Origin of the sequence: Streptomyces sp. NPDC021019, from assembly GCF_044333295.1 — a bacterium.
Classification (GTDB): domain Bacteria; phylum Actinomycetota; class Actinomycetes; order Streptomycetales; family Streptomycetaceae; genus Streptomyces.
Genome location: NZ_JBIRQR010000002.1, coordinates 1,319,770 through 1,344,415, shown reverse-complemented (window position 1 = coordinate 1,344,415; position 24,646 = coordinate 1,319,770). Strand labels below are relative to the sequence as shown.

24 protein-coding genes, 1 pseudogene and 1 riboswitch are annotated in these 24,646 nt (G+C 71.5%); of the genes and pseudogenes, 18 read left to right on the top strand and 7 right to left on the bottom strand.

Features of this window, described 5'->3' with window-relative positions; translation table 11 throughout:
• Positions 1 to 28: 28 nt before the first annotated feature.
• Positions 29 to 502: an Lrp/AsnC family transcriptional regulator gene (locus tag ACH4RG_RS17075; protein WP_003968841.1), complete on the bottom strand. Its 474-nt coding sequence runs from the start codon at positions 500 to 502 to the stop codon at positions 29 to 31.
• 122 nt (positions 503 to 624) lie between these two features.
• Between ACH4RG_RS17075 and hppD the strand changes: the two genes are divergently transcribed.
• The gene (gene hppD / locus ACH4RG_RS17070) at positions 625 to 1,770 is read left to right on the top strand and encodes a 4-hydroxyphenylpyruvate dioxygenase (RefSeq protein ID WP_397917125.1); all 1,146 of its coding nucleotides are present in this window, start codon (positions 625 to 627) and stop codon (positions 1,768 to 1,770) included.
• Positions 1,771 to 1,857: 87 nt separating this feature from the next.
• Here hppD and ACH4RG_RS17065 read toward each other — a convergent pair.
• A pseudogene (locus ACH4RG_RS17065) lies at positions 1,858 to 3,576 on the bottom strand (tetratricopeptide repeat protein).
• A gap of 97 nt (positions 3,577 to 3,673) precedes the next feature.
• On the opposite strand from ACH4RG_RS17065, the gene ACH4RG_RS17060 reads away from it, so the two are divergent.
• Positions 3,674 to 5,041 (top strand): FAD-binding oxidoreductase, encoded by a 1,368-nt coding sequence (locus ACH4RG_RS17060; RefSeq protein WP_398539751.1) that lies wholly within the window; start codon positions 3,674 to 3,676, stop codon positions 5,039 to 5,041.
• A gap of 25 nt (positions 5,042 to 5,066) precedes the next feature.
• On the opposite strand, the gene ACH4RG_RS17055 is transcribed toward ACH4RG_RS17060, so the two are convergent.
• Entirely contained in the window at positions 5,067 to 5,549 is a 483-nt protein-coding gene (locus tag ACH4RG_RS17055; RefSeq protein WP_397917122.1) for an SsgA family sporulation/cell division regulator, read from the bottom strand.
• 247 nt (positions 5,550 to 5,796) lie between these two features.
• On the opposite strand from ACH4RG_RS17055, the gene ACH4RG_RS17050 reads away from it, so the two are divergent.
• Together ACH4RG_RS17050 and ACH4RG_RS17045 are read left to right on the top strand one after the other, a co-directional pair.
• The gene (locus ACH4RG_RS17050; protein ID WP_397917121.1) at positions 5,797 to 7,413 is read left to right on the top strand and encodes an RDD family protein; all 1,617 of its coding nucleotides are present in this window, start codon (positions 5,797 to 5,799) and stop codon (positions 7,411 to 7,413) included.
• A gap of 207 nt (positions 7,414 to 7,620) precedes the next feature.
• The gene (locus ACH4RG_RS17045; RefSeq protein WP_397917120.1) at positions 7,621 to 8,283 is read left to right on the top strand and encodes an RDD family protein; all 663 of its coding nucleotides are present in this window, start codon (positions 7,621 to 7,623) and stop codon (positions 8,281 to 8,283) included.
• Between the two features lie 30 nt (positions 8,284 to 8,313).
• Here ACH4RG_RS17045 and ACH4RG_RS17040 read toward each other — a convergent pair whose 3' ends face one another.
• On the bottom strand, positions 8,314 to 8,631 hold the full coding sequence (locus ACH4RG_RS17040) for a hypothetical protein (protein WP_397917119.1): 318 nt from the start codon (positions 8,629 to 8,631) through the stop codon (positions 8,314 to 8,316).
• Between the two features lie 427 nt (positions 8,632 to 9,058).
• Here ACH4RG_RS17040 and ACH4RG_RS17035 point away from each other — a divergent pair, with 427 nt between their 5' ends.
• Positions 9,059 to 11,461, top strand: a complete 2,403-nt coding sequence (locus ACH4RG_RS17035) for an immune inhibitor A domain-containing protein (protein ID WP_397917118.1) — start codon at positions 9,059 to 9,061, stop codon at positions 11,459 to 11,461.
• A 124-nt stretch (positions 11,462 to 11,585) separates the two neighbouring features.
• Positions 11,586 to 12,017, top strand: coding sequence for a hypothetical protein (locus ACH4RG_RS17030; RefSeq protein ID WP_397917117.1), 432 nt, complete (start codon positions 11,586 to 11,588; stop codon positions 12,015 to 12,017).
• Positions 12,018 to 12,040: 23 nt separating this feature from the next.
• Here ACH4RG_RS17030 and ACH4RG_RS17025 read toward each other — a convergent pair whose 3' ends face one another.
• Positions 12,041 to 12,628, bottom strand: a complete 588-nt coding sequence (locus ACH4RG_RS17025) for an isochorismatase family protein (RefSeq protein ID WP_397927914.1) — start codon at positions 12,626 to 12,628, stop codon at positions 12,041 to 12,043.
• A gap of 230 nt (positions 12,629 to 12,858) precedes the next feature.
• Positions 12,859 to 14,187 carry a nicotinate phosphoribosyltransferase gene (locus ACH4RG_RS17020; protein WP_397917115.1) on the bottom strand — a complete coding sequence of 443 codons (1,329 nt, stop codon included), beginning with the start codon at positions 14,185 to 14,187 and terminating at the stop codon, positions 12,859 to 12,861.
• Between the two features lie 79 nt (positions 14,188 to 14,266).
• Here ACH4RG_RS17020 and clpS point away from each other — a divergent pair, with 79 nt between their 5' ends.
• From clpS to ACH4RG_RS16970, 10 genes are all read left to right on the top strand, one after another.
• Complete coding sequence (clpS, locus tag ACH4RG_RS17015) at positions 14,267 to 14,584, top strand: ATP-dependent Clp protease adapter ClpS (protein ID WP_026290599.1); 318 nt, start codon at positions 14,267 to 14,269, stop codon at positions 14,582 to 14,584.
• Between the two features lie 102 nt (positions 14,585 to 14,686).
• Positions 14,687 to 15,298, top strand: coding sequence for a DUF2017 domain-containing protein (locus tag ACH4RG_RS17010; protein ID WP_397927916.1), 612 nt, complete (start codon positions 14,687 to 14,689; stop codon positions 15,296 to 15,298).
• Between the two features lie 352 nt (positions 15,299 to 15,650).
• On the top strand, positions 15,651 to 17,096 hold the full coding sequence (locus ACH4RG_RS17005) for an amino acid permease (RefSeq protein ID WP_398539750.1): 1,446 nt from the start codon (positions 15,651 to 15,653) through the stop codon (positions 17,094 to 17,096).
• A 131-nt stretch (positions 17,097 to 17,227) separates the two neighbouring features.
• Positions 17,228 to 17,650 carry a Mov34/MPN/PAD-1 family protein gene (locus ACH4RG_RS17000; RefSeq protein ID WP_397917112.1) on the top strand — a complete coding sequence of 141 codons (423 nt, stop codon included), beginning with the start codon at positions 17,228 to 17,230 and terminating at the stop codon, positions 17,648 to 17,650.
• A 122-nt stretch (positions 17,651 to 17,772) separates the two neighbouring features.
• Positions 17,773 to 17,889, top strand: a riboswitch (cobalamin riboswitch).
• Positions 17,890 to 17,947: 58 nt separating this feature from the next.
• A complete protein-coding gene (locus tag ACH4RG_RS16995; protein ID WP_397917111.1) occupies positions 17,948 to 18,943 on the top strand; it encodes an ABC transporter substrate-binding protein in 996 nt (331 codons plus the stop codon).
• On the top strand, positions 18,940 to 19,980 hold the full coding sequence (locus tag ACH4RG_RS16990; RefSeq protein WP_397917110.1) for a FecCD family ABC transporter permease: 1,041 nt from the start codon (positions 18,940 to 18,942) through the stop codon (positions 19,978 to 19,980). The genes ACH4RG_RS16995 and ACH4RG_RS16990 overlap by 4 nt, the downstream gene beginning before the upstream one ends.
• Before the next feature lie 58 nt (positions 19,981 to 20,038).
• Positions 20,039 to 20,836 (top strand): ABC transporter ATP-binding protein, encoded by a 798-nt coding sequence (locus tag ACH4RG_RS16985; protein WP_397917109.1) that lies wholly within the window; start codon positions 20,039 to 20,041, stop codon positions 20,834 to 20,836.
• A 69-nt stretch (positions 20,837 to 20,905) separates the two neighbouring features.
• Entirely contained in the window at positions 20,906 to 21,034 is a 129-nt protein-coding gene (locus ACH4RG_RS16980; RefSeq protein WP_397917108.1) for a putative leader peptide, read from the top strand.
• Between the two features lie 99 nt (positions 21,035 to 21,133).
• On the top strand, positions 21,134 to 21,421 hold the full coding sequence (locus ACH4RG_RS16975; protein ID WP_384337962.1) for a MoaD/ThiS family protein: 288 nt from the start codon (positions 21,134 to 21,136) through the stop codon (positions 21,419 to 21,421).
• On the top strand, positions 21,421 to 22,371 hold the full coding sequence (locus tag ACH4RG_RS16970; RefSeq protein ID WP_397917107.1) for a PLP-dependent cysteine synthase family protein: 951 nt from the start codon (positions 21,421 to 21,423) through the stop codon (positions 22,369 to 22,371). The genes ACH4RG_RS16975 and ACH4RG_RS16970 overlap by 1 nt, the downstream gene beginning before the upstream one ends.
• Positions 22,372 to 22,473: 102 nt before the next feature.
• Here the strand turns inward: ACH4RG_RS16970 and ACH4RG_RS16965 are convergent, their stop codons facing one another.
• Positions 22,474 to 22,986: a type II toxin-antitoxin system PemK/MazF family toxin gene (locus ACH4RG_RS16965; protein WP_397917106.1), complete on the bottom strand. Its 513-nt coding sequence runs from the start codon at positions 22,984 to 22,986 to the stop codon at positions 22,474 to 22,476.
• Between the two features lie 236 nt (positions 22,987 to 23,222).
• Here ACH4RG_RS16965 and ACH4RG_RS16960 point away from each other — a divergent pair, with 236 nt between their 5' ends.
• Entirely contained in the window at positions 23,223 to 23,975 is a 753-nt protein-coding gene (locus ACH4RG_RS16960) for an MBL fold metallo-hydrolase (RefSeq protein WP_397917105.1), read from the top strand.
• Between the two features lie 75 nt (positions 23,976 to 24,050).
• Positions 24,051 to 24,533, top strand: a complete 483-nt coding sequence (locus ACH4RG_RS16955) for a GNAT family N-acetyltransferase (protein ID WP_398539749.1) — start codon at positions 24,051 to 24,053, stop codon at positions 24,531 to 24,533.
• The last annotated feature ends 113 nt before the right edge of the window (positions 24,534 to 24,646 follow it).

Below are 24,646 nucleotides of genomic sequence, written 5' to 3'. Positions count from 1 at the left end.
CGGATCGGGTGGCCTCCCGAGCCCTCGCTCAGTCGGTGTCCTCGGCCGCCTGTTCCACCAGCGGGATGATCCGCAGTGGAACCGGGTTCTCCATGACGATCGCCGTGGAGGCCCGGACAATGCCATCAAATCCGACAACCCGGTCGATCACCCGCTGGAGATCGGCGTTGGAACGGGCGACCAGGCGGCAGAACATGTCGCCGTGCCCCGTGGTGGTGTGCAGCTCCAGCACCTCCGGCACCCCGCCCAAATGGGCGCGTACGTCGGCCCCTTGGCCCTGCTTGATCTCCAGTGTGGCGAACGCGGTGACCGGGTAGCCGAGCGCCGCCGGATCCACATCGGGGCCGAATCCCCGGATGACGCCGTTCGACTGAAGACGGTCCAGCCGCGCCTGCACGGTCCCGCGCGCCACCCCGAGCCGCCGGGATGCTTCGAGGACGCCGATCCGCGGTTCGCGCGCCAGGAGCACGATGAGCCGCCCGTCCAGATGATCGATCGCCATGAGCCCGCCTTCGATGGTCACCCTGTACAGATAGTCCGGCCATCATGGCGACTGACTGAACACATTGACCAGCGAATGCGTGAACTATTGCGCACCTTGCGATGTGGGGAGAGCCTTCGAACATGACTGAGACTCTGCACACCAGCCCCGAAACCGCCCGGCAGGCCGACCCCTTCCCGGTCAAGGGAATGGACGCGGTCGTCTTCGCCGTGGGCAACGCCAAGCAGGCCGCGCACTACTACTCGACCGCCTTCGGCATGAAGCTGGTCGCCTACTCCGGACCGGAGAACGGCACCCGCGAGACCGCGAGTTACGTCCTGACCAACGGCGCCGCCCGCTTCGTGTTCACCTCCGTGATCAAACCGTCCACCGAGTGGGGCACCTTCCTCGCCGACCACGTCGCCGAGCACGGCGACGGCGTCATCGACCTCGCGATCGAGGTCCCGGACGCCCGCGCCGCGTACGCGTACGCCGTCGAGCACGGCGCCCGCGGCCTCACCGAGCCGCACGAGGTCAAGGACGAGCACGGCACCGTCGTCCTCGCCGCCATCGCCACGTACGGCAAGACCCGCCACACCCTGGTGGAGCGCTCCGGCTACGAGGGCCCCTACCTCCCCGGCTTCGCGGCGGCCTCGCCGATGGTCGAGCCGGCCGCCAAGCGCACCTTCCAGGCGATCGACCACTGCGTCGGCAACGTCGAGCTCGGCCGGATGAACGAATGGGTCGGCTTCTACAACCAGGTCATGGGCTTCACCAACATGAAGGAGTTCGTGGGCGACGACATCGCCACCGAGTACTCCGCCCTGATGTCGAAGGTCGTCGCCGACGGGACGCTCAAGGTCAAGTTCCCGATCAACGAGCCGGCCATCGCGAAGAAGAAGTCGCAGATCGACGAGTACCTGGAGTTCTACGGCGGCGCCGGTGTCCAGCACATCGCGCTCGCCACGAACGACATCGTCGCCTCGGTCCGCGCGATGCGCGCCGCCGGCGTCCAGTTCCTGGACACGCCGGACTCGTACTACGACACCCTCGGCGAGTGGGCCGGCGAGACCCGGGTGCCGGTCGAGACCCTGCGCGAGCTGAAGATCCTCGTCGACCGCGACGAGGACGGCTATCTGCTGCAGATCTTCACCAAGCCGGTCCAGGACCGGCCGACCGTCTTCTTCGAGATGATCGAGCGCCACGGCTCCATGGGCTTCGGCAAGGGCAACTTCAAGGCCCTGTTCGAGGCGATCGAGCGCGAGCAGGAGAAGCGCGGCAACCTCTGAGCCGTACCGTGCGCACATGACGCCGCCGCGGTCCGGGGCAGTACCCCGGACCGCGGCGGCCACGTCGTTCACGGCGTCCTGTTCGGGTCAGGGGCTCTTCGACGCCTCGGCCGACGCCTCCGGCTTCCCGGCCGCAGCGCTGCTCGCCGCGGCGTTCGACGGGGGCGGGGGAGGGGCAGGGGCCGCCTTCGAGGGGGCCGGAGCCTCTGGCCCCGTCTCCGGTTCCGTCTACCGTCCCGTCTCCCGCTTCGGCTCCGGTTTCGGCTCCGGGGCGGGCGGCGGCGTGGGCGGCCGCATGTCACCCGGCCCGCCCGCCGGCGGTTCGCCCAGCGCGTCCAGCGCCTCCCTGGCCAGCGGCGCGGCGAGCGGTGAGAAGGCCGGGTTGGTACGCACGGCCCGCTCCAGATTCCGGCGCGCCGGACCGTAGTCCTCCAGCTCCCGCTGGATCACGCCCAGGTGGTACGCGTACGAGGCGTTCCGCACACCCGTGCCGACGGCCCGCTGTGCGTACTCCAGGCCCTCCTCGGACTTCCCCGCCCGGTGCAGCGCCCAGCCCAGCGCGTCCGCCACCGCCGCACTGCGGTGCTGCTTCGCCCACTGGCCGCGCGACAGCTCCACCGCCTCCTCCGGGTCCCCGTGGTCGGCCTCGTAGCGGGCCAGCAGCAGGGACTCGTCGACCCCGGCCTTCTTCGCCCCGGCCACCATCTCCCGCACCGCCGCGTACTGGGTGCGGGCGTCCCCGTCCAGCCCCAGCGACTCGTACAGCTCGCCCAGTTCCAGGGCGTACTCCGGGCGCGGGAGCTTCTCCAGCGCGCTCCGGTACGCGGCCAGCGCCTCATCGGTGCGCTCCAGCGCCACCAGGGCCCGGGCCCGGCCCGCCAGCGAGGCGTGGTGACCGGCGTCCGTGCGCAGCGCCGCGTCGAACTGCGCCACCGCTTCCTCCGGTTCCCCCCGCTCCCAGGCCAGCTCCCCGAGCCGGTGCAGCGCCTCGGCCTTCTCGGCGGGCCGCGTCGCCCGGTCCGCCGCCTCCCGGGCGGTGGCCAGCGCGTCCTCGCGCCAGCCCTGGCCCCGGTACAGCTCGGCGGTGCGGGCCAGCGCCGGAACGCCCTTGCGCAGCTCACCGAACTTCTCCGTCGCCGCGGTCGCCGCCTTCTGGTCGCCGAGCCCGGTGTACGCGTCGATGAGGGCCGGGTACACGCTCCAGGCCTTCGGTCGCTGCCTCTTCACGGTCTCGCCCCACCGCTTCGCCGCGAGGAAGTCGTGCCGGGCGTTTGCCAGGGCCGCCAGGCCCACCCACGCCTCCTCGTTCCCGTGCTCGCCCGCCCGCGCCTCCAGCGAACGCTTCAGGGCCTCCTCGGCACGGGCGTAGTACGTCGTGTCCGCCGAACGCCGCGCCCACTCCACGTACGCCGTGCCGAGCGTCGCCAGGGACGGGGCGTCCTTCGGGTGGGACTCCACCCACTTCTGGCGGTCCCCGATCAGCGCGGTGAGGTCCGACAGCGAGGCGGGGGAGCCCGCGGCCGCCGCCGCCTCGGCCCGCTCGACCGGCCCCGGCTCCTTCGGCCCGTCGCCCTGCCCGTCCTCCACCGCCACCAGCGCCCCGGCCAGCAGCACCCCGGCGGCGACCGCGCCGAACGCGGCCCGGCGCAACGTCGTCCGCAGGGTGGGCGGCGGCGGGGGTACGGCGGTGGCGCCTTCGGCGGGCATCACGTAAGGGTCCTGCGGGGCCTTCGGGTCCTGTGGCCCCTGCGGGGACGGCTCGGGCGGCCGGCGGGACTCCGGACCCTGCTGCGACATGACATCCATGGCCATCACTGTGCGTCAGTCATACGAGCACACCGCTCCTTCGGATCGCCGCCGCCCACGGGTTCACACCATTGGCCCCGGGTGTCACGCTTGGATCATGAGCGATCTCCTCGAACGGCTGCGCGCGGGACTGCCTCCCGAGGCGCTGATCACCGATCCGGACGTCACCGCGTCCTACGCCCACGACATGGCGAGCTTCTGCGAGGCCGGCACCCCGGCCGTCGTGGTGCTCCCGCGCACGGTCGAGCAGGTCCAGCACGTCATGCGCACCGCCACCGCGCTGCGCGTCCCGGTCGTGCCGCAGGGCGCCCGTACCGGCCTGTCCGGCGCTGCCAACGCCTCGGACGGCTGCATCGTGCTCTCCCTGGTGAGGATGGACCGGATCCTGGAGATCAGCCCGGTCGACCGGATCGCCGTCGTCGAACCGGGCGTCGTCAACGCGGTCCTGTCACGCGCGGTGAACGAACACGGTCTGTACTACCCGCCGGACCCGTCCAGCTGGGAGACGTGCACCATCGGCGGCAACATCGGCACCGCGTCCGGCGGCCTGTGCTGCGTGAAGTACGGGGTCACCGCCGAGTACGTCCTGGGACTGGACGTCGTCCTCGCCGACGGACGGCTCCTGACCACCGGCCGCCGCACCGCCAAGGGCGTCGCCGGATACGACCTGACCCGGCTCTTCGTCGGCTCCGAGGGCAGCCTCGGAGTCGTCGTCAAGGCCGTCCTCGCGCTCAGGCCGCAGCCGCCCCGGCAGCTGGTCCTCGCCGCCGAGTTCCCCTCGGCAGCCGCCGCCTGTGACGCTGTGTGCCGGATCATGGAGCGCGGTCACACCCCGTCACTCCTCGAACTGATGGACCGTACGACCGTGCGTGCCGTCAACGCGATGGCCTCCATGGGCCTGCCCGAGACCACCGAGGCCCTGCTGCTCTGCGCCTTCGACACCCCCGACCCCGTCGCCGACCTCGCCGCCGTCGGAGCCCTGTGCACCGCCGCCGGGGCCACCGAGGTGGTCCCCGCCGACAATCCCGCCGAGTCCGAACTCCTCCTCCAGGCCCGCCGGATGTCGCTCACCGCCCTGGAGACCGTCAGGCCCGCCACGATGATCGACGACGTCTGCGTACCGCGCTCGCAGCTCGGCGCGATGCTCGCGGGCACGGCGGCCATCGCCGAGGAGTACGGCCTCACCATCGGCGTCTGCGCCCACGCGGGCGACGGCAACACCCACCCCGTCGTCTGCTTCGACCACCACGACCCCGACGAGTCGCGCCGGGCCCGCGAGTCCTTCGACGCGATCATGGCGCTCGGCCTCGAACTGGGCGGGACCATCACCGGTGAACACGGCGTCGGCGTCCTCAAGAAGGAGTGGCTCGCCCGCGAACTGGGCGAGACCGGCCTCGAACTCCAGCGCTCCGTCAAGGCGGCCTTCGACCCGCTGGGCCTGCTCAACCCCGGCAAGCTTGTCTGACGGCGGCCCCCCTGTCCGGCCGCCCTCACGCCTCGCCGTCCTGGGACGGCGCGTCGTCCGACTGCCACGGGTCGCCCAGCCAGAGGTCGTCGGCCGGCAGCGGGGCCAACAGCTCCGCCAGCGCCTCGTCGATGCCGAGCCGGTCGCTCTCCGAACCCGGCGGCACCACCCGCAGGGTCCGCTCCACCCAGGCGGCCACGGCCGCCGAGTTCATTTCCAGCAGGGCGTTGCCGTCGGGGGAGGTGAGGGCCACACAGATGACGCCGCGGCCCGCGACCTTCGTCGGCCAGATCCGTACGTCCCCGTGCCCGCACGGCCGGAACACGCCCTCCACCAGCAGCTCCCGGGCGAACGTCCAGTGCACGGGCGACTCGGAGCCGATGTGGAAGGCGATGTGGACGGCGTACGGGTCGTCCGTGCGATACGTCAGCCGGGCGGGTACCGGAATGGACCGCTCGGGGGACAGGACCAGCTTCAGCTCCAGCTCACGTTCCACGATGCTCATCATGAGAATGCACAACCTTCCGGTGCTCGTGGGACGGCCCCGTGACCGTCCCGCACAAGGAGAGAGCGCCCTCCCCGCCACCTATTACGCGACTTCTCAAAAAAACATCGCGCAGTCCCGAAAGTGGTCCCAAACAGGTGGAGCGGCCCGGGGGCGGCCGACGGTCTGATAGATGTGGACCCTTGTATTGAGGCCGTCCGCCCGCCCGGCGGGGACGGCCTGAGGCCTCGAAGAGATACGGGACCCGCTGATGAGCGCGCCAACTCCGGCACCCGGTGACGAAAGCCCCCGCGAGGGCTACTACCCCGACCCCTCCATCCCCGGTTACGTCCGGTACTGGAACGGCGCGTCCTGGGTCCCCGGCACGAGCCGCCCCGCGCCCCGTCAGGCGGGTCCGGCCGCCGCTCCCGCCGCCGGTGGGCAGGCCGCACCGGTGGAGGAGACCGGGCCGATCTTCTTCGACGAGGAGGACGGTCCCCAGGGGGGCGTCCAGGATGGTCCGGCGGCCCCGGCGGCCGGATCCGGTGAACCCGCCGCGGACCACCCCGGCTCCGCGTCCGTCTGGCAGGCGGACACCGCACGCCAGAACGGTTTCGGCGGCGAACGGGACCGCCGGGTCGACTGGGGCGGGCCGGTCCAGGAGCCCGCCGGCCACCCCTCGGCGTCGGCCGACCCGAGGGCGCCGCTGGCCCAGGACCCGGCCGGCGGCGCGCTGCCGGGGATGAGGGAGGGCGGCCGGTCCGCCGAGCAGGCCGGGTCGCGTCCGCCGACCGACGGGACGGTCACGATCCGCGCCGTGGGACCGCGCGCCACGGGGCCCGACACCGCACAGTCCGACGCCGCACACTCCGGCGCCGTTCAGCCCCCCGTTCCGGCCCCGTCGGACGCGGGTACGCAGCAGGGGCCGCAGAACGTGGGCGCGGCACAGAACAGTCTCGCACCGGCTCCCGCGCCCCGGGCACTGCCGGCGCAGGCACAGCACGCGCAGCAGCCACAGCAGTCACAGCGGCAGCCACTGGCACAGCAGGCGCAGGGACAGCAGGCAGCCCTGCCGACCTCCGCGCCGGCCGTCCCGGCTCCCGCTCCCGTACCGCAGGAAGTGCGGCAGGGGCCGGTTCAGGCGCCCGCCCCCGCGCCCACGCCGTCCCCCGCTCCCGTAACCCCGGCGGCCCCGCGGACCCCGCTGCCGCCGGGCCCCGGCGGCGGCTCGGCCTCCTGGGCGCAGCAGGTCCACCAACTGGCCCAGCCCGAAGCGCAACAACGGCAACCGCTCCAGCAGCAGCCGCCCCAGCTCCAGCCCCAGGGGCCGGGCGCGGACCAGCCCGTCGTGCCCTGGAAGCCGCCGGTCGACGACCCCTTCCAGCAACTCGCCCGCAACCAGGCCTCGGCCCGGCCCGCGGGGCTCGGCAAGCGGTTCGCGGCCCGGCTGGTCGACAGCCTCGTGCTCGGCGCGGCCGTCGGGGCGGCGGCCGTCCCGCTGGCGACCCGGGCGCTCGACCACATCGACCGGAAGATCACCGCGGCGAAGGAGACGGGGGAGACGGTCACCGTCTGGCTGCTGGACTCCACCACCGGGGCGCTGCTGGGGGCGCTGCTCGCCGCGTTCCTCCTCATCGGCTTCCTCCTGGAGGCGCTGCCGACGGCCAAGTGGGGCCGGACGCTGGGCAAGAGGCTCTGCGGTCTCGACGTACGGGACATCGAGTCCCACGACGCGCCCACCCTGGGCGCGGCCCTGCGCCGCTGGCTCGTCTACGGCGTGCTGGGGCTGCTCGTCATCGGCGTGGTCAACGTTCTCTGGTGCCTGATCGACCGGCCCTGGCGCCAGTGCTGGCACGACAAGGCGGCCCGCACCTTCGTCGCCGGTTGAGCCGGCTGTCCGGCCTGAGCCGCCTGCCCGGGCTCGGCGTGCCCGGAGGCACGCGTACCCGGACGCCGCGACACCGTGTGGCCGGCTCCGGGGGAACGCGTGCCCGAGCGCGCGGCGACATGCCCGTTTAGACTCGGATGCCGCTCGGTGTCCCCCGAACGCACCTGAGCCGTTGCGGGGCCCCGTGGAGCGGGATGCACTGCCCCCATGAGCAACGACCAGCCGACGCCCGGCCAGCCGCCCGAGGACGACGATCCGTTCCTCAAGAAGCCGCAGGAGCCCTCGCCGCCGTCCGAGGGTCAGCCGTACGGCAGCGCGCCGCCCCCGCCGCCGCCTCCGCCCCCGCCGAATGATCCGTACGGCGGCGGCTTCGGAGCGCCCGATCCACTGGCCGGGATGCCGCCGCTCGCCGAGCCGGGGAAGCGGATCCTGGCGCGCCTCGTCGACTTCCTCGTCATCTCGATCCCGCTGTACCTGATCTCGCTGCCCTGGGGCGGTGCCGTCGACGTCAACGGGGACGGCGACGACGGGTTCGGCGACGCCGTCGCCAACGGGTACGGCGGGAGCCAGCTGCTGTGGTCGATCATCGGCCTGGTGGTCTACGTCGCCTACGACACGTACTTCACCCACAAGGACGGACGCACGCTGGGCAAGCGGCTGCTCAAGCTGCGCGTCGCGATGCTCAACGACGGGCGGGTGCCCGACACCGGGGCCGCGCTGATGCGGGCCGTCGTGCTGTGGGCCCCGGCGCTGCTGTGCTGCCCGTGCCTGTGGTGGCTGATCAACATCGTGCTGATGTTCACCGACAAGCCCTACCGGCAGGGGCTCCAGGACAAGGCGGCCAAGACGGTGGTGGTGGCCGCCCGCTGACGGGCGGTCACCCTCCGGTCTGTCGCCCGCTCAGCGGCGCAGTGAGTGGTCGCTCGCCGGCGCCGACGAGGGGCCCGCCGTCACCCGCTCCCGGGCTCCGATGCCCTCCAGCGCGTGGTGGGTCCGGGCGGCGGCGTCGGCGGTCGCCGTCCGTCCCGCACCCTCCGCGGCGCGGTGGCGAGGGAGCGGCAGGCGCACGGCGACCAGGAGGCCGAGGGCCAGCGCGGTCGTCCCGACGGCGGCGACGCCGATGCCGGACTCCGTGCGGAACAGCAGCAGCAGGGCGAGCGTCGTGACGACGACGGTGGCCGAACCGTAGGCGAACTGTGCGGCAGTCGGACGCGGCATGGCGGTTTCCGTCCTCGGGACGTCGGGTGGGCGGGCGGCGGTCGGCACGGTCGTGCGCGCCGAACGACCCTACGACGGTGAATGCCCGGGCCGGACCGGTAGTAAGCGTGACCTAACACACGGTACCGGTGCACAGGGGGCGCACGGAGTCACGCCGCTCACCAACCGGACAGTGGGGCGCGCCTGTTGGTATGGGGTGAACGGCCAGGTCCGGGCCGCGGACGTTCTTTTGCCGTTCCCATGCCCTTCCCATACCGTCCGCATACCGGAAGGACGCTCCGCATAGTGCACTTGGTCTGTTCAAGTCAAGGTCTGTCTTTTCTCTCATAACTCCGATCGAATGTCGTCACTTGTGACGCGTTTACGCGCGCGGCCCGCTTTCTACCCCCCTGGCCGCTGCGCGGACGCCCGGGGAGGACTGCATCAAGTGACCAATCAGAGACAGGCGCTTCGCGCCGCCGCCGTTGTCGTGGCCATGGCCGCGACCGCCGCGACGGCGTCGACCTTCGCCACCGCTCAGGCGCATGACGGCGCATCAGGTTCCGGTGTCTCCACCGTCGACCGCCGTGACCCGGCGCCGGCCAAGGGGCACGTGGAGCACAACCTGGAGGGCCCCTTCAGCGAGCAGCAGGCCGCTCAGCGCGAAGCCGCGCTGGAGCAGGTGCTGTCCGGGGACAAGAAGGTGACGAACCGGGGCGGCTCCAAGGTCGTCAAGCTCGGCGCCAAGAAGTACGTGGAGCTCGGCCGGGAGAAGACCGACAAGATCTTCACCATCCTGCTGGAGTTCGGCGACCAGGTCGACGACACCACGATGTTCGACCCGGACGGCGACGGCCCCAAGCCGCCCGTCAAGAAGTTCGGGGGAGCCCCGGGCCCGGCCCACAACAAGATCGCCAAGCCGGACCCGAAGAAGGACAACAGCACCGCCTGGAAGGACGACTACAACCGGGAGCACTTCCAGGAGCTCTACTTCGGCGAGGGCAAGGGCGTCCACTCGCTCAAGACCTACTACGAGAAGACCTCCTCGGGCCGCTACTCGGTCGAGGGAGAGGTCTCCGACTGGGTCAAGGTCCCCTACAACGAGGCCCGTTACGGCTCCAACTACTGCGGCCAGTCCAACTGTGCCAACGTGTGGGACGCGGTGCGCGACGGCGTGAACGCCTGGGTCGCCGACCAGCAGGCCAAGGGCCGCACCGACGCGGAGATCAAGGCGAACCTCGCGGAGTACGACGAGTGGGACCGCTACGACTTCGACGGTGACGGCAACTTCAACGAGCCCGACGGCTACATCGACCACTTCCAGCTGGTGCACGCCGGCGAGGACGAGTCGGCCGGCGGCGGCGCCGAGGGCACCAACGCCATCTGGGCGCACCGTTGGTACGCGTACGGCACCAACGCCGGTGCGACCGGCCCCGCGGACAACAAGGCCGGTGGCGCGCAGATCGGCGACACGGGCATCTGGGTCGGTGACTACACCGTCCAGCCCGAGAACGGCGGCCTGGGCGTCTTCGCCCACGAGTACGCCCACGACCTCGGCCTCCCGGACCTGTACGACACCTCCGGCGGCGGCGAGAACTCGGTCGGCTTCTGGTCCCTGATGTCGGCGGGCTCCTGGCTCGGCACCGGCACGGGCGAGATCGGCAACCTGCCGGGCGACATGACCTCGTGGGACAAGCTCCAGCTGGGCTGGCTCGACTACGACAAGGCCAAGGCCGGCAAGACCTCGCTGCACAAGCTGGGCGTCTCGGAGTACAACACCAAGAACCCGCAGGCGCTCGTCGTCGAGCTGCCCGAGAAGGCCGTCACCACCACCGTCGTCAAGCCCGCCGAGGGTGCGAAGCAGTGGTGGAGCGACATGGGCGACAACCTGGCGAACACCCTGACCCGCTCGGTCGACCTGACCGGCAAGTCCAAGGCCACGCTGGACCTTTCCGGCTGGTACGACATCGAGGCCGAGTACGACTACCTCTACACCGAGGTGTCCGACAACGGTGGCGCCAACTGGACCGCGCTCGACGGCACCGCCGACGGCAGGGCCCTCCCGCGCGACGCCAGTGACAAGCCGGCCCTGACCGGCGTCTCGGGCGCGTACAAGAAGCTGTCCTTCTCCCTGGACGCCTACGCGGGCAAGAAGGTCGACCTCCGCTTCCGCTACCAGACGGACGGCGGCGCGGGCGGCAAGGGCTTCGCGGCCGACGCCATCACCGTCACGGCCGACGGCGCCGCGCTCTTCTCGGACAACGCCGAGGGTGACGACAACGGCTGGACCGCGAAGGGCTTCTCGCGCATCGGCGAGTCCTTCACCCAGAACTACCCGCAGTACTACATCGCGGAGAACCGCCAGTACGTGTCGTACGACGAGACCCTCAAGGTCGGCCCGTACAACTTCGGCTTCTCCGGCACCCGTCCGGACTGGGTCGAGCACTACGCGTACCAGAACGGTCTGCTGGTCTGGCTCTGGGACACCTCCCAGAAGGACAACAACACCTCCGTCCACCCGGGCCAGGGTCTGATCCTGCCGGTCGACGCGCACGCCAAGCCGCTGAAGTGGAAGGACGGCTCGCTCCTGCGCAACAAGATCCAGCCGTTCGACGCGCCGTTCAGCTGGTACCCGAACCAGGGCTTCACGCTCCACAACGCGGACGTCCCGCTGCACATCAAGCCCGCCCTGGGCAACCCGGTCTTCGACGACCGCAAGGGCACCTACTGGTACAAGGAGAACCCCACCGGCGGTGTCAAGGTTCCTGACACGAACACCCGCATCTCCATCGTCCACGAGCCCCGCAACGGCTCGACGATGAGCGTGCTGGTCAGCCCCTCGGGCCGCTGATCAAGTAAAACCGCAGGTCACACCATGATCGGCCGTCGCCCCCTAGCGGGCGGCGGCCGATCGTGTTTAGGTGCGTCTTGTTCACATCCTTATTGACACGACGTCTCACGGGGGAGCGCGGAGCATGGCAGGCGGAGGATTCTGCAGGTTGCCGAACGGCACGGTGGTGGTCGCACTGACCCTGACCGGACCGGCCGACGGAGCAGGCCCCCACGGGGGTACGGGGGCGGGGCCCGGGGCCCCGGTGCGGGTGCTCGTGCACGCGGCGAACCGGGCGCGCGCCCTGACCAGGCTGCGCAACCTGGGGCTGCGGGCGGTCTACCTGCGCGGCAACGACCGGCCGCCCACGCCGGACGAGGTCACGGCGGTGCTGCACCATCCGGACGGGATGCTGTGGCGGGCCGCCCCGCGGACGGACCCGGCCGGCCTGCCGGGCCTCGCGTCCCCGTCGCCCCCGCCCTCTCCGTCGCCCCTGTCGTGCCAGGAGCTGTGGCACCCGATCAGGGCCCTGCTGGGCCCCGCCGGACACGCCGGACCGGCCCGCCCGGCCGCGTAGGGACGGGCGCGGGGCGGACGCCCCTACGCGACCACGGGGGTGCCGGAGAGCTTCACGCCCGCCGTGCGCATCTCCGCGAGGGCCCGTTCCGTGGTCGCCCCGGACACGCCCGCGGTCAGGTCGAGCAGCACGTGCGTGACGAAGCCCTCGCGGGCCGCGTCCAGCGCGGTGGCCCGTACGCAGTGATCGGTGGCGATGCCGACGACGTCGACCTCGGTGACCTCGCGGTCGCGCAGCCACTGGGCGAGGCCGGTCCCGTTCTCGTCGGAGCCCTCGAACCCGCTGTACGCGGCCGCGTACGCCCCCTTGTCGAACACCGTGTCGATCGCGCCGGAGGCGACGGCGGGCGCGAAGTTCGGGTGGAAGCCGACCCCTTCCGTACCGGCGACGCAGTGCACCGGCCAGGAGTGCTCGAAGTCCGGGCTGGGCGAGAAGTGGTCGCCCGGGTCGATGTGGTGGTCGCGGGTGGCCACCACGTGGCGGTAGCCGGGCTGGGCGTCGCCGATCAGGTCGGTGATGGCGGCGGCGACGTCGGCACCGCCCGCCACCGCGAGGCTGCCGCCCTCGCAGAAGTCGTTCTGAACGTCCACGACGATCAATGCGCGGTGCATGGCGGGTGTCCTTCGGTGGGGGCGGGAGCGGATGGAGCGGGGCGGGAGCGGGGTGGGGACCGGAGCGGGATGGCGCCGAGCGGAGGGGGAGCCGGGGTTTCCGGGTGGGTCCGCGGGTTCGAGCCTAGGCACTGGACCGTCACAATCAAGCCCGTCCGCCAAACCCCCGGTTCCGGATCCGACCGGTCCGGACGGCCGGGGCGGCTCCCGCGGGCCGCCCCGCGCCGTTCTCAGGCGTACTCGGTCGGGATCACCGGCTCGCCCCGGGAGAGCTGGATCGCCGACATCGGCAGCCCCGCGCGCGCGGCCACGTGCCGCTCCCGGACCGCGTCCAGCGGCTCGCGGGCGACCACCTCGCCTGCCCGGACCAGCTCCACCAGCAGCTGCCGGTCGGCCAGCTCCTCGGGGACCGGACCGGTGCCGACCACCTCGGCCTCGGCGACGCCGTGCGCGTCGGTCCTGCGGGCGGCCCACTTGCGGCCGCCCTTCGACGACTTCGCGCCGAGCGACTTCTTCGCCACCGGCACCAGCGGGGCGTCCGGCTCCGCCGAGCCGGCGCGGGCCACCAGCTTGTAGACCATGGAGCAGGTGGGGTGCCCGCTCCCGGTGACCAGCTGGGTGCCGACCCCGTACGCGTCCACCGGCGCGGCGGCCAGCGAGGCGATGGCGTACTCGTCCAGGTCCGAGGTCACCACGATCTTGGTGTCCGTCGCCCCCAGCTCGTCCAGCTGCTGCCGGACCCGGTGCGCGACCAGGAGCAGGTCCCCGGAGTCGATCCGTACGGCGCCCAGCTCGGGCCCCGCAATCTCGACGGCCGCCCGGACCGCCTCGGTCACGTCGTACGTGTCGACCAGCAGCGTCGTGCCCCGGCCCAGTGAATCCACCTGCGCCCGGAACGCGTCGCGCTCGGTGTCGTGCAGCAGGGTGAAGGCGTGTGCGCTCGTGCCGACGGTAGGGATCGCCCACCGGAAGCCGGCCGCCAGGTCGGACGTGGCGTCGAAGCCACCGACGAACGCGGCGCGGGCCGAGGCGACCGCGGAGAGCTCGTGGGTGCGGCGCGCGCCCATCTCGATCAGCCGGCGGTCCCCGGCGGCGGCCGACATCCGCGAGGCGGCGGCGGCGATGGCGGAGTCGTGGTTGAGGATGGAGAGGATCACCGTCTCCAGCAGCACGCACTCGGCGAAGGAACCCTCCACCCGCAGGATCGGGGAGCCGGGGAAGTAGACCTCGCCCTCCGGATAGCCCCAGATGTCGCCGCTGAAACGGTATCCGGCCAGCCATTCGAGGGTAGGCTCGTCGACGATGTTCTGCTGCCGCAGGAAGCCGATCATCTCGTCGTCGAAGTGGAAGTTCTCGACCGCGTCCAGCACCCGGCCGGTGCCCGCGACGACTCCGTAGCGCCGCCCCTCGGGCAGCCGGCGGGTGAACGCCTCGAAGACCGAGTGCCGGTCGGCGGTGCCGGCCTTGAGGGCCGCCTGCACCATGGTCAGCTCGTACTGGTCGGTGAAGAGCGCGGTCGACGGAACGCCGACCCGTCGCCCGAGGTCCGCTGGGTTCATGGCTGGGATGCTACCCCCTATTCGTCAAAGTGACGAGATGTGGGGTCCGTTTATGCGCGGGACCCGCCCGGGTGGCAGCATGGGACAGGTGAGCGTTGCTACCCCGCTAGAGATCGAACGTCCCGATTCGGCCGAGGAGACCTTCGCGGTCCCCGAGCCGGACGTCCCATGGGTGACGCTCGTCCACAATGACCCGGTCAACCTCATGAGCTACGTGACCTACGTCTTCCAGGCCTACTTCGGCTACCCGAAGGACAAGGCCCACCGGCTCATGATGGACGTGCACCAGAAGGGCCGCGCCGTCGTCTCCAGCGGGAGCCGCGAGGAGATGGAGCGCGACGTCCAGGCCATGCACGGATACGGACTGTGGGCCACCCTCACCCAGGACCGCAACTAGGCCTCGGAGGCCCTGGCCCCTTCAGGGCCCCGCCCGCCCCTCGCCCCGCCCGTCCCCGCCCCGCCTTCCCCCCGCCCCGTTCGACCCACCATCGGAGAATCCATGGCCGGCCATTTCGAGGCCACCCCAGGCGGCGGCGCGGCCGTCGCGCTCGACGAGGTCGAGATCTCCATCCTGCGCTCCCTCGCCGTCCAACTGCTCGAACTGATCGGCCCCGGCGAGACGCCCGCCGACGGCGAGGACCCGCTCGCCGCCCTCTTCGCCGAGGGCCCCAGCAAGCCGCCGTCCGACCCGGCGCTCGCCCGGCTCTTCCCCGACGCCTACGGCGGCCCCGACAGGCCCGCCGAGGGCGGAAAGCCGGAGGAGGAGCTCCGCGAGCTCTCGTCCGAGTTCCGCCGCTTCACCGAGAACGACCTGCGCTCCGGCAAGCGCGAGGACGCCGTCACCGTCGTCCGCACCCTGGACGCGCTCTCGCCCGCCGGGGACGGCGGCGCCGTCCTCACCCTCACCGGCGACGAGTGCCGCAGCTGGCTGCGCTCCCTCAACGACCTGCGCCTGACCATCGGCACCCGGCTGGAGGTCTCCGACGAGGACGAGGGCGGCGAGGGCTCGCTCTACCGGCTGCCCGACGCCGATCCGCGCAAGCCGATGGTGATGGCCTACCTCTGGCTCGGCGCACTCCAGGAAACGCTCGTCGAAACGCTCATGCCGTAGGGCCGTAATGCCCTGAAGGGAAAGGGTGCCCGCCCGCCACGCCGGGGCGGGCACCCTCTGTTCGCTCAACGGACGCTCAGATCCGCATAAAGATCACACCAAATGATCCGGCCTTTTCGTGCCGGACGGAACCCCTTGCCCGCTTTTTCCTGTGTCGTGCGCCACAGAATGTCCCATCGTGTTCCGCGGCGGCCGTGTTAAATCTTCACGACCGCCCGGGAACGCCACCCCTGTTCCCGGGGGCGCCACGAACCGGCCGAACGCCGACGGCACTCCATCCATATCCGGGGGGATCAGGACCTGATCCGCAGCCTTGTGCGGCGCGGATCGGCGTGGAGAAAGGCGCACCACCATGACATCGGCGCAGGTCGACGAGGGACAGGCCGACAAGGGCCGGCCCGGCGGCGACGCCGGGGAATCCGGGACCAGTGGCGAGGGATACCAGCGCGGTCTGGGAGCTCGTCAGATCCAGATGATCGCCATCGGCGGAGCCATCGGCACCGGGCTCTTCCTCGGCGCGGGCAAAGCCATCGACCGGGCCGGACCCAGCCTCGTCCTGGCTTACGTCATCGCGGGCCTGGTCATCTTCTTCATCATGCGGGCGCTGGGTGAACTCCTCATGTACCGCCCGGTCTCCGGCTCCTTCTCGGAGTACGCACGGGAATTCCTCGGCCCCTTCTTCGGATTCGTGACCGGCTGGACCTACTGGCTCTTCTGGGTCGTCACCGGAATCACCGAAGTCACCGCCGCCGCCACCTATATGACGTACTGGTGGAACATTCCGCAGTGGCTGTCCGCCCTGGTGTTCACCGTCATTCTGTACGGCGCCAACCTGATCTCCGTGAAGCTCTTCGGTGAGCTGGAGTTCTGGTTCTCCATGGTCAAGGTCACCGCGATCATCGGCATGATCCTGATCTGCGCCGGCGTCCTCACCGTCGGATTCTCCGACGCCGACGACACCGCCACCGTCGCCAACCTCTGGAACGACGGCGGCTTCTTCCCCAACGGCGTCACCGGCACGCTCATGACGCTCCAGATCGTCATGTTCGCCTTCCTGGCCGTGGAACTCGTCGGCGTCACCGCCGGGGAGTCCAAGGACCCCGAGACCGTGCTGCCCAAGGCCATCAACACCGTGCCGTGGCGCATCGCCGTCTTCTACGTCGGCGCGCTGATCATGATCCTCTCGGTCGTGCCCTGGTCCACCTTCAAGCCCGGCGTCTCCCCGTTCGTGAAGGCCTTCGAGGAGATGGGGTTCAGCGTCGGCGCCGCCATCGTCAACTTCGTCGTCCTCACCGCCGCGCTCTCCTCCTGCAACTCCGGCATGTACTCCACCGGCCGCATGCTCCGCGATCTCGCCCTCAACGGCCAGGGCCCCCGCGCCTTCACCAAGCTGACGAAGAACGGCCTGCCGCTGGTGGGCACCACGTTCTCCGCCGCCCTGATGCTCGTCGGCGTGTGGATCAACTACCAGTGGCCGGGCAAGGCGTTCACCTACGTCGTCTCCTTCGCCACGATCTCCGGCATGTGGGCCTGGATCATGATCCTGATCAGCCAGATCCGCTACCGCCGCGCGGCTGACGCCGGTCTGCTCCCGCAGTCCTCGTTCAAGGCCCCCGGAGCCCCGTACACGAGCTGGTTCGCGCTCCTCTTCATCGGCCTGGTCGTCGTGATGATGGCGATCGACGAGGACACCAGGATCTCGCTCTACTGCGCACCGCTGTGGGCGCTCCTCCTCTTCGTCTCCTACCGGGCGATCCAGGCGCGCACCCCGGAGAAGACCCCGTCCAGCACCCGATGACCCCGGGGGCGGGCCCCACACCGCCCCCTTCCCGGACCGCCCCGGCCGCCCCAACGGCCGACGTGTCCAGCATGCGGCCCCTTCCGTACCACCCACCGGTACAGAAGGGGCCGCCTGCTTATCCTGGCGCCATGCTGACCATCACCCAGACGCTCTACGACCAGATCGTCGCCCACTCCCGAGCCGACCACCCCGACGAGGCGTGCGGAGTGGTGGCGGGCCCGGCCGGGACGGACCGCCCCGAGCGCTTCATCCCGATGCTCAACGCCGCCCGCTCGCCCACCTTCTACGAGTTCGACTCGGCCGACCTCCTCAAGCTCTACCGTGACATGGACGACCGCGACGAGGAGCCCGTGATCGTCTACCACTCGCACACGGCGACCGAGGCCTACCCCTCCCGCACCGACGTCACCTACGCCAACGAACCCGGAGCCCACTACGTCCTGGTCTCGACCGCCGACACCGACGACGCCGGACCCTTCCAGTTCCGCTCGTACCGCATCGTGGACGGCGAGATCACCGAGGAAGACGTGCGGATCGTCGAGGCGTACTGACCCACCAGGGCCCCCCAGGGACCCACCAGGGACCCACTCCGGGTGCCCCCGCTGGGTGCCCCCGCAGCGGCCCCCGCACGGGTCTGGCACACTGCCCCCAGACCCAACGAGGCAGCAGGAACACAGGAAGCCGGTGCGAATCCGGCACGGTCCCGCCACTGTGACCGGGCCCCCTCCCACGCGGACGACTCCCCAGCGGACGACGTCGCACCGGAGGGCGGCCCGGAAGTCAGGAACTGGCCCGCCGCCTTCTCGCATCGACCAGGGGACGCGGAAATCCCCCGGAGAGGCCTCGCCATGTCCCGGCGCACCCCCGCGCTCATAGCCGCCGCCGTGCTGCTCCCGCTCGCCCTCACCGCCTGCTCCACCCCGGACGGCGACGCCACCGCCGGGGACGGGGCCGCGGCGAAGAGCGAAGGATTCCCGTACACCGTGAAGAACTGCGGTGTCACCACCACGTTCGAGGCCCCGCCGAAGCGCGTCGTCACCATGAACCAGCACGTCACCGAGATCATGCTGGAACTGGGCCTGAAGAAGTCCCTCGTCGGCACCGCCTACCTCGACGACCAGGTCCTGCCGAAGTACGCGAAGGACTACGCGTCCGTCCCCGTCATCGCCAAGGAGTACCCCTCCTACGAGCAGGTCCTCGCCGCCAACCCCGACTTCGTCTACGGCGGCTACGGCAGCGCCTTCACCGCCGGCGACGGCCGCGGCCGCGAGGCCCTGAAGAAGTCCGGCATCGAGAGCCGGCTCAACACCGAGAGCTGCACCAAGGGCGACCAGCCCATGGACACCCTCTACGAGGAGATCCGCCAGGTCGGCCGCACCTTCGGCGTCACCGACCGCGCCGAGGCCTGGATCAAGCAGGCCAAGGCCGACAACGCCGCCACCGCGAAGAAGCTCACCGGCATCGAGCCCGTCCCCGTCTTCGTCTACGACAGCGGCGACAAGACCGCCTCCACCGCGGGCGGCGAGGGCATCGGCAACGAGCTGATCGAGCGGGCCGGCGGCACCAACGTCTTCGCCGACCTCGACAAGTCCTTCGGCGACGCCTCCTGGGAGAACGTCGTCGCCCGCAAGCCCGAAGTCATCGTGATCTACGACTACGGCGCCACCACCGTCGAACAGAAGAAGAAGCGCCTCCTCGGCGACCCGGCCCTCACCGACGTCCCCGCCATCAAGAACAAGCGCTTCGCGGTCATGCCGCTCTCCGACGCCGTCCTCGGCGTCCGCGTCCCCGCCGCCGTCGACAAGCTCGCGGCCCAGCTCCACCCGGGGGCCACCACCCCGTGAGCTGCCGCACCCCCGCACCGCGGCGGCTGCTCCGCTACACCCTGGTGCTCGGCGTCCTCGCCGCGCTCCTCGCCGCCGCCGTGCTCGCCGCACTCGCCCTCGGCTCCGTCCGCATCCCGCCCGGCCAGGTCCTCTCCATCCTGACCGGGCGGGCGGACGCGAGCCCCTTCCGCACGATCGTCCTGGACGTCCGGCTGCCCCGGGTGCTGCTCGGCATCGTCGTCGGCGCCGGACTCGCCGTCATCGGCACCGTCCTCCAGGCCCTCGTACGCAACCAGCTCGCCGACCCGTTCCTCCTCGGCGTCTCCTCCGGAGCCTCCACCGGCGCCGTCCTGGTGATCGTCCTCGGCATCGGCGCGACCCTCGCCACCACCGTCACCATCCCGGCGGCCGCCTTCGCGGGCGCGCTGCTCTCGCTGCTCCTCGTCTACACCCTGGCGCGCGGCGGAGGCGGCCTCACCACCAACCGGCTCGTCCTCGCCGGGGTAGCCGTCTCCTACGTCCTCTCCGCCCTGACCAGCCTGATCCTGGTCACCTCCGCCCGCGCCGACCACCTCCAGGAAGTCCTCTACTGGACCCTCGGCGGCCTCGGCGCGGCCCGCTGGGACATGCTCGCGCTCCCCGCGGTCACCCTGGTCGTCGGCACCGCCGTCCTCCTCGCCCTGGCCCGCCCGCTCGACCTGCTCCTGGTGGGGGAGGAGGGCGCGACCGTCCTCGGCCTCGACACCGCCCGCTTCCGGGCCGCCGTCTTCGTCCTCGCCTCCCTCATGACCGGGGTGCTCGTCGCGTACAGCGGGGCGATCGGCTTCGTCGGGCTGATGGTCCCGCACATGGCCCGGATGGCCGTCGGCGCGGCGCACCGCGTACTGCTCCCGGTCGTCGCCATCGGCGGCGCGGTGTTCCTGGTCCTCGCCGACCTGGCCGCCCGGACGCTCGCCGCCCCGCAGGACATCCCGGTCGGCGTGCTCACCGCGCTGACCGGCGGCCCGTTCTTCCTCTGGATGCTCCGCCGCCGCCCCGAAGGAGCGCCCGTATGAAGACGCAACGCGTCGAGCGAGCCCGCCCGACCGCTCCGCACGCCCCGGGAGCCCGCCCATGACCACCCTGCGCACCGAGAGCCTCTCGTACGGGGTCGGCGAGGGCCGCCACCTCGTCGACGCCGTCGACCTCACCGCCGCCGACGGCGAGACCGTCGGCCTCGTCGGCCCCAACGGCAGCGGCAAGACCACCCTCCTGCGCTGCGTCTACGGCACCCTGCGCCCCACCCACGGCCGCGTCCTCCTCGACGGCGACGACCTCGCCGCCCTCCCCGTGAAGGCCCGCGCCCAGCGCATCGCCACCGTTCCGCAGGACGGCCACGCCGGCTTCGAGCTCACCGTCGGCCAGGTCGTCGCGATGGGCCGCGCCCCGCACAAACGGTTCTGGGAGGCGGACACCGCCGCCGACACCGCCCTGGTCACCGAGGCCCTCGCCCGGGTCGGCATCGCCGCCCTCGAACCCCGTACGTTCGCCACCCTCTCCGGCGGCGAACGCCAGCGCGCCCTGGTCGCCCGCGCCCTGGTCCAGCAGCCGTCGCTCGTCGTCCTGGACGAGCCGACCAACCACCTGGACATCCGCTACCAGCTGGAGATCCTCTCCCTGGTCCGCGACCTCGGCACCACCAACCTCCTCGCCCTGCACGACCTCAACCTCGCCGCGTACTACTGCGACCGCCTCTACGTCCTCAAGGACGGCCTCGTCGTCGCCTCCGGCACCCCGCAAGAGGTCCTCACGGCCGAACTGCTGGGCGACGTGTACGGCGTCGCCGCCGAGGTCAGCACCCACCCGAAGACCGGCGCTCCCACGGTCGTCTACCTGCCGGAAGGGCTCACCCGGACCCCGCTGTCCGCATAGTGGTCGCTCGCCATCCACCATCTGATATGACACTCGGGTTTCCGCACGGGGAATCGATACGATGCCCGCATGGTTCCCCATGACGTGAGCAACAAGACGCCGGGCGCGCTGCTCGTCGCGCGGCTGCACGTCGACCTGTGCAGGCTCGCCAGCGCGATCTGTCCCGCCCGCAGCCTGCCCGTGAGCCGCCCGGCCTGAGCCGCGGTCCGCGCGCCCACCGATACGCACCACCCCCCGCGCGGGGGCAGAAACGCGCGCCACCACGCCACCTCCACGCTTTCGACAGGAGCCCACGCCATGGCCATCGAGGTCCGCATCCCGACCATCCTCCGCACCTACACCGACGGCGCGAAGGCCGTCGAAGGCAACGGGGACACCCTCGCCGACCTCTTCGCCGACCTGGAGAGCCGCCACACCGGCATCCGTGAGCGCATCGTCGACGGCGCCAACGGCGAACAGCTCCGCCGCTTCGTGAACGTCTACCTCAACGACGAGGACGTCCGCTTCCTCGACGGCATCTCCACCAAGCTCAGCGACGGCGACAACGTCACGATCCTCCCGGCCGTCGCCGGCGGCATGCGCTGATGCGGTACGACTCCCCGCTGGCGGCCGTGGGCAACACACCTCTGGTGCGTCTGCCCCGGCTGTCCCCGTCCGAGGACGTACGGATCTGGGCCAAGCTGGAGGACCGCAACCCCACCGGCTCGATCAAGGACCGCCCCGCGCTCCACATGGTCGAGCAGGCGGAGAAGGACGGCCGGCTGACACCCGGCTGCACCATCCTGGAACCCACCAGCGGCAACACCGGCATCTCGCTGGCCATGGCGGCCAAGCTCAAGGGCTACCGCATCGTCTGCGTCATGCCGGAGAACACCTCCCAGGAACGGCGCGACCTCCTGGCCATGTGGGGCGCCGAGATCATCTCCTCCCCGGCCGCGGGCGGCTCCAACACCGCCGTGCGCGTCGCGAAGGAGCTGTCGGCGGAGCACCCGGACTGGGTGATGCTCTACCAGTACGGCAACCCGGACAACGCGGGCGCCCACTACACCACCACCGGACCCGAGATCCTCACCGACCTCCCGTCCATCACCCACTTCGTCGCGGGCCTCGGCACCACCGGCACCCTCATGGGCGTCGGCCGCTACCTCCGCGAGAACCGCCCCGGCATCCAGGTCGTCGCCGCCGAACCGCGCTACGACGACCTGGTCTACGGCCTGCGCAACCTCGACGAGGGCTTCGTGCCGGAGCTCTACGACGCCTCGGTCCTCACCACCCGCTTCTCCGTGGGCTCCGCCGACGCGGTCACCCGCACCCGCGAACTCCTCCAGCAGGAGGGCATCTTCGCGGGCGTCTCCACCGGCGCGGCCCTCCACGCGGCGATCGGCGTGGGCAACAAGGCGGTCAAGGCGGGGGAGAGCGCCGACATCGTCTTCGTCGTCGCGGACGGCGGCTGGAAGTACCTGTCGACGGGCGTCTACACGGCGGAGACGACGGAAGCGGCGATCGAAACACTCCAGGGCCAGCTCTGGGCGTAGTCCCGCGCGAACCCAGCCCGTCCGGCGTTCGAGAACACGTTTCAGCCCGTCCGGCGATTGAGGGGCGGGGCCCGGGGCAACGCTGCCGAAGGGCCCCGCCCCTCACCCCGTCCCCAGCCCGCGCACCCGCTCCCACACCCCCGGATCCACCGTCCCCACCCGCCGCCGGAACCCGGCGACACGGACCTCCCGCAGCTCGTCCGTCTCCAGGAAGCTCTGCCGTCCCTGCCGGTCCCCGACCGTCCCCGGGGGCAGGGCGATCACCCCGGGCCGCTCCTCGTGACGCTTGCTGGTGATCTTCGCGACCAGCGCCGTGCGCCCCCGGCCACGCCCCCGTACCGAGATCACCAGACACGGCCGGTCCTTCGACCCGGGCCCGTCCTCGTACGGCACATCGGCCCACCACACCTCACCGGCCCGAGGCGTACGCCCGTCCTCACGCCCCTCCGGGCCCGAAGGCCGCGACGGCCGCGACGGCGGCCGGGTCGACCCGGCCGGCTGCCGGGGCCGGCGCGAGCGGGGACCGCGGTCCGAGCGCCCCCGGCCGTCCACCACCGCGGCCACGAGCGCCAGCAGAACCACGGCGACCAGCGCCACCCACCAGAACGTGTTCATCCCCCGACCGTACCGGCGCCTGCGACGGGCGCGGCGGGGCAGCCGGTGGACGCGCTTCCATCGAACCGGTGACAGGGCAGGTGAGTTCCCCCACAACGGAGGGCAGCGGAGGAGCGACGCGGAGTTTCGCGCCTTACGCTCGACAAACCGCAGAACCCATTCCGCAGGCACCGTACGGAACCCCGGCGGAATCGCACGAACCCTCCCCGTTCCCGCGTACCGGAGGTTCACGCTCCATGAAGCTCACCGTCGTCGGCTGCTCCGGCTCGTTCCCCTCCACGGGTTCGGCATGCTCGAGCTACCTCGTAGAGGCCGACGGCTTCCGGCTGCTCCTCGACATGGGCAACGGCGCCCTCGGCGAGTTGCAGCGCCACGTCGGTCTCTACGACCTCGACGCGATCTTCCTCAGCCATCTGCACGCGGACCACTGCATCGACATGTGCGCGTATTTCGTCGTGCGCTACTACCGCCACGACGGCAGCCGCCCCGTCCCTCTTCCGGTCTACGGGCCCGAGGGCACCGAGCAGCGTCTGACCGCGGCCCACGGGGACACTCCGTCCGACCGGGCGATGAGCGAGGTCTTCGACTTCCACAGCCTCAAGTCCCAGTCCTTCGAGATCGGCCCCTTCTCGGTCCGTACGGAGAAGCTCCGCCACCCCGTCGACACGTTCGGCATCCGGATCGAGCACGGCGGCTCCGTCCTCGCCTACTCCGGCGACACGGGGACCTGCGACGCCCTGGAGGACCTGGCCCGGGACGCGGACCTGTTCCTCTGCGAGGCGTCGTTCGTCGACGGCAAGGAGGACATCCCTGACCTGCACCTCAACGGCCGCGAGGCCGGCGAGGCGGCGACCCGCGCCGGAGCACGCCGGCTCGTCCTCACCCACATCCCGCCGTGGACCGACGCCGACCGCAACGCCGCCGACGCCCGTGCGGCCTACCCGGGCCCGGTGGAACTGGCGGCCCCGGGCGTGGTGTACGAGCTCTGAGCCCGCGCGAGCGGCGGGCGGCCCGGTTTCGCGGGACGCGCCACCGGTCCCGGGCCGCTCTGCGAGACTGCTCGGATGATCACGATCAGACCCGCCCGGGACGCCGACCTCGACGGCTTCCTGGCCCTGGCGTCCCAGGTCGAGCACTGGTTCGGGCCGATGGTCGAGGAGCCGGGCTTCCACCGCGCGGTGGAAGCCCACATCCGTGACGGTGCGGCCCTGGTCGCCGAGTCCGCCGACGCGTCCGGCCCCGTCGGCGGCCTGCTGTTCGGCGCCGATCCGCCCACGTACCACGTGCACTGGCTCGTCACCGCCGAACACCTTCGGGGCGCCGGCGTGGGCCGGCTGCTGATGGCGGAGGCGATGCGCCGGTACGTCACGGGGCCCGGCACCGTCGAGGTGGTCACCTTCGGGCCGGACCACCCCGGGGCGGTGGAGAGCGGGGCCCGCGTCTTCTACGAGCGGCTCGGCTTCCGCCCCGGCGAGCCCGTCGAGCCGGGACCGGAGGGCGGCTCCCGCCAGCTCTTCCGGCTGGACGTGCCCGTACGCCAGGCGTGACCGGACTGTACCTACGACAGGGACGCGACCGTACCTACGACAAGGACGCGACCATACCTACGACAAGGACGTACGCCGAAGCCCCCGCTCCCGAAATACGGCTTCGGGAAGCG

Excerpts from the sequence above, each read along its gene's own strand:
- ACH4RG_RS17075 (WP_003968841.1), bottom strand. The coding sequence starts at position 502 with ATGGCGATCGATCATCTGGACGGGCGGCTCATCGTGCTCCTGGCGCGC.
- hppD (WP_397917125.1), top strand. The coding sequence starts at position 625 with ATGACTGAGACTCTGCACACCAGCCCCGAAACCGCCCGGCAGGCCGAC.
- ACH4RG_RS17060 (WP_398539751.1), top strand. The coding sequence starts at position 3,674 with ATGAGCGATCTCCTCGAACGGCTGCGCGCGGGACTGCCTCCCGAGGCG.
- ACH4RG_RS17055 (WP_397917122.1), bottom strand. The coding sequence starts at position 5,549 with ATGATGAGCATCGTGGAACGTGAGCTGGAGCTGAAGCTGGTCCTGTCC.
- ACH4RG_RS17050 (WP_397917121.1), top strand. The coding sequence starts at position 5,797 with ATGAGCGCGCCAACTCCGGCACCCGGTGACGAAAGCCCCCGCGAGGGC.
- ACH4RG_RS17045 (WP_397917120.1), top strand. The coding sequence starts at position 7,621 with ATGAGCAACGACCAGCCGACGCCCGGCCAGCCGCCCGAGGACGACGAT.
- ACH4RG_RS17040 (WP_397917119.1), bottom strand. The coding sequence starts at position 8,631 with ATGCCGCGTCCGACTGCCGCACAGTTCGCCTACGGTTCGGCCACCGTC.
- ACH4RG_RS17030 (WP_397917117.1), top strand. The coding sequence starts at position 11,586 with ATGGCAGGCGGAGGATTCTGCAGGTTGCCGAACGGCACGGTGGTGGTC.
- ACH4RG_RS17025 (WP_397927914.1), bottom strand. The coding sequence starts at position 12,628 with ATGCACCGCGCATTGATCGTCGTGGACGTTCAGAACGACTTCTGCGAG.
- ACH4RG_RS17020 (WP_397917115.1), bottom strand. The coding sequence starts at position 14,187 with ATGAACCCAGCGGACCTCGGGCGACGGGTCGGCGTTCCGTCGACCGCG.
- clpS (WP_026290599.1), top strand. The coding sequence starts at position 14,267 with ATGGGACAGGTGAGCGTTGCTACCCCGCTAGAGATCGAACGTCCCGAT.
- ACH4RG_RS17010 (WP_397927916.1), top strand. The coding sequence starts at position 14,687 with ATGGCCGGCCATTTCGAGGCCACCCCAGGCGGCGGCGCGGCCGTCGCG.
- ACH4RG_RS17005 (WP_398539750.1), top strand. The coding sequence starts at position 15,651 with ATGACATCGGCGCAGGTCGACGAGGGACAGGCCGACAAGGGCCGGCCC.
- ACH4RG_RS17000 (WP_397917112.1), top strand. The coding sequence starts at position 17,228 with ATGCTGACCATCACCCAGACGCTCTACGACCAGATCGTCGCCCACTCC.
- ACH4RG_RS16995 (WP_397917111.1), top strand. The coding sequence starts at position 17,948 with ATGTCCCGGCGCACCCCCGCGCTCATAGCCGCCGCCGTGCTGCTCCCG.
- ACH4RG_RS16985 (WP_397917109.1), top strand. The coding sequence starts at position 20,039 with ATGACCACCCTGCGCACCGAGAGCCTCTCGTACGGGGTCGGCGAGGGC.
- ACH4RG_RS16980 (WP_397917108.1), top strand. The coding sequence starts at position 20,906 with ATGGTTCCCCATGACGTGAGCAACAAGACGCCGGGCGCGCTGCTCGTC.
- ACH4RG_RS16975 (WP_384337962.1), top strand. The coding sequence starts at position 21,134 with ATGGCCATCGAGGTCCGCATCCCGACCATCCTCCGCACCTACACCGAC.
- ACH4RG_RS16970 (WP_397917107.1), top strand. The coding sequence starts at position 21,421 with ATGCGGTACGACTCCCCGCTGGCGGCCGTGGGCAACACACCTCTGGTG.
- ACH4RG_RS16965 (WP_397917106.1), bottom strand. The coding sequence starts at position 22,986 with ATGAACACGTTCTGGTGGGTGGCGCTGGTCGCCGTGGTTCTGCTGGCG.
- ACH4RG_RS16960 (WP_397917105.1), top strand. The coding sequence starts at position 23,223 with ATGAAGCTCACCGTCGTCGGCTGCTCCGGCTCGTTCCCCTCCACGGGT.
- ACH4RG_RS16955 (WP_398539749.1), top strand. The coding sequence starts at position 24,051 with ATGATCACGATCAGACCCGCCCGGGACGCCGACCTCGACGGCTTCCTG.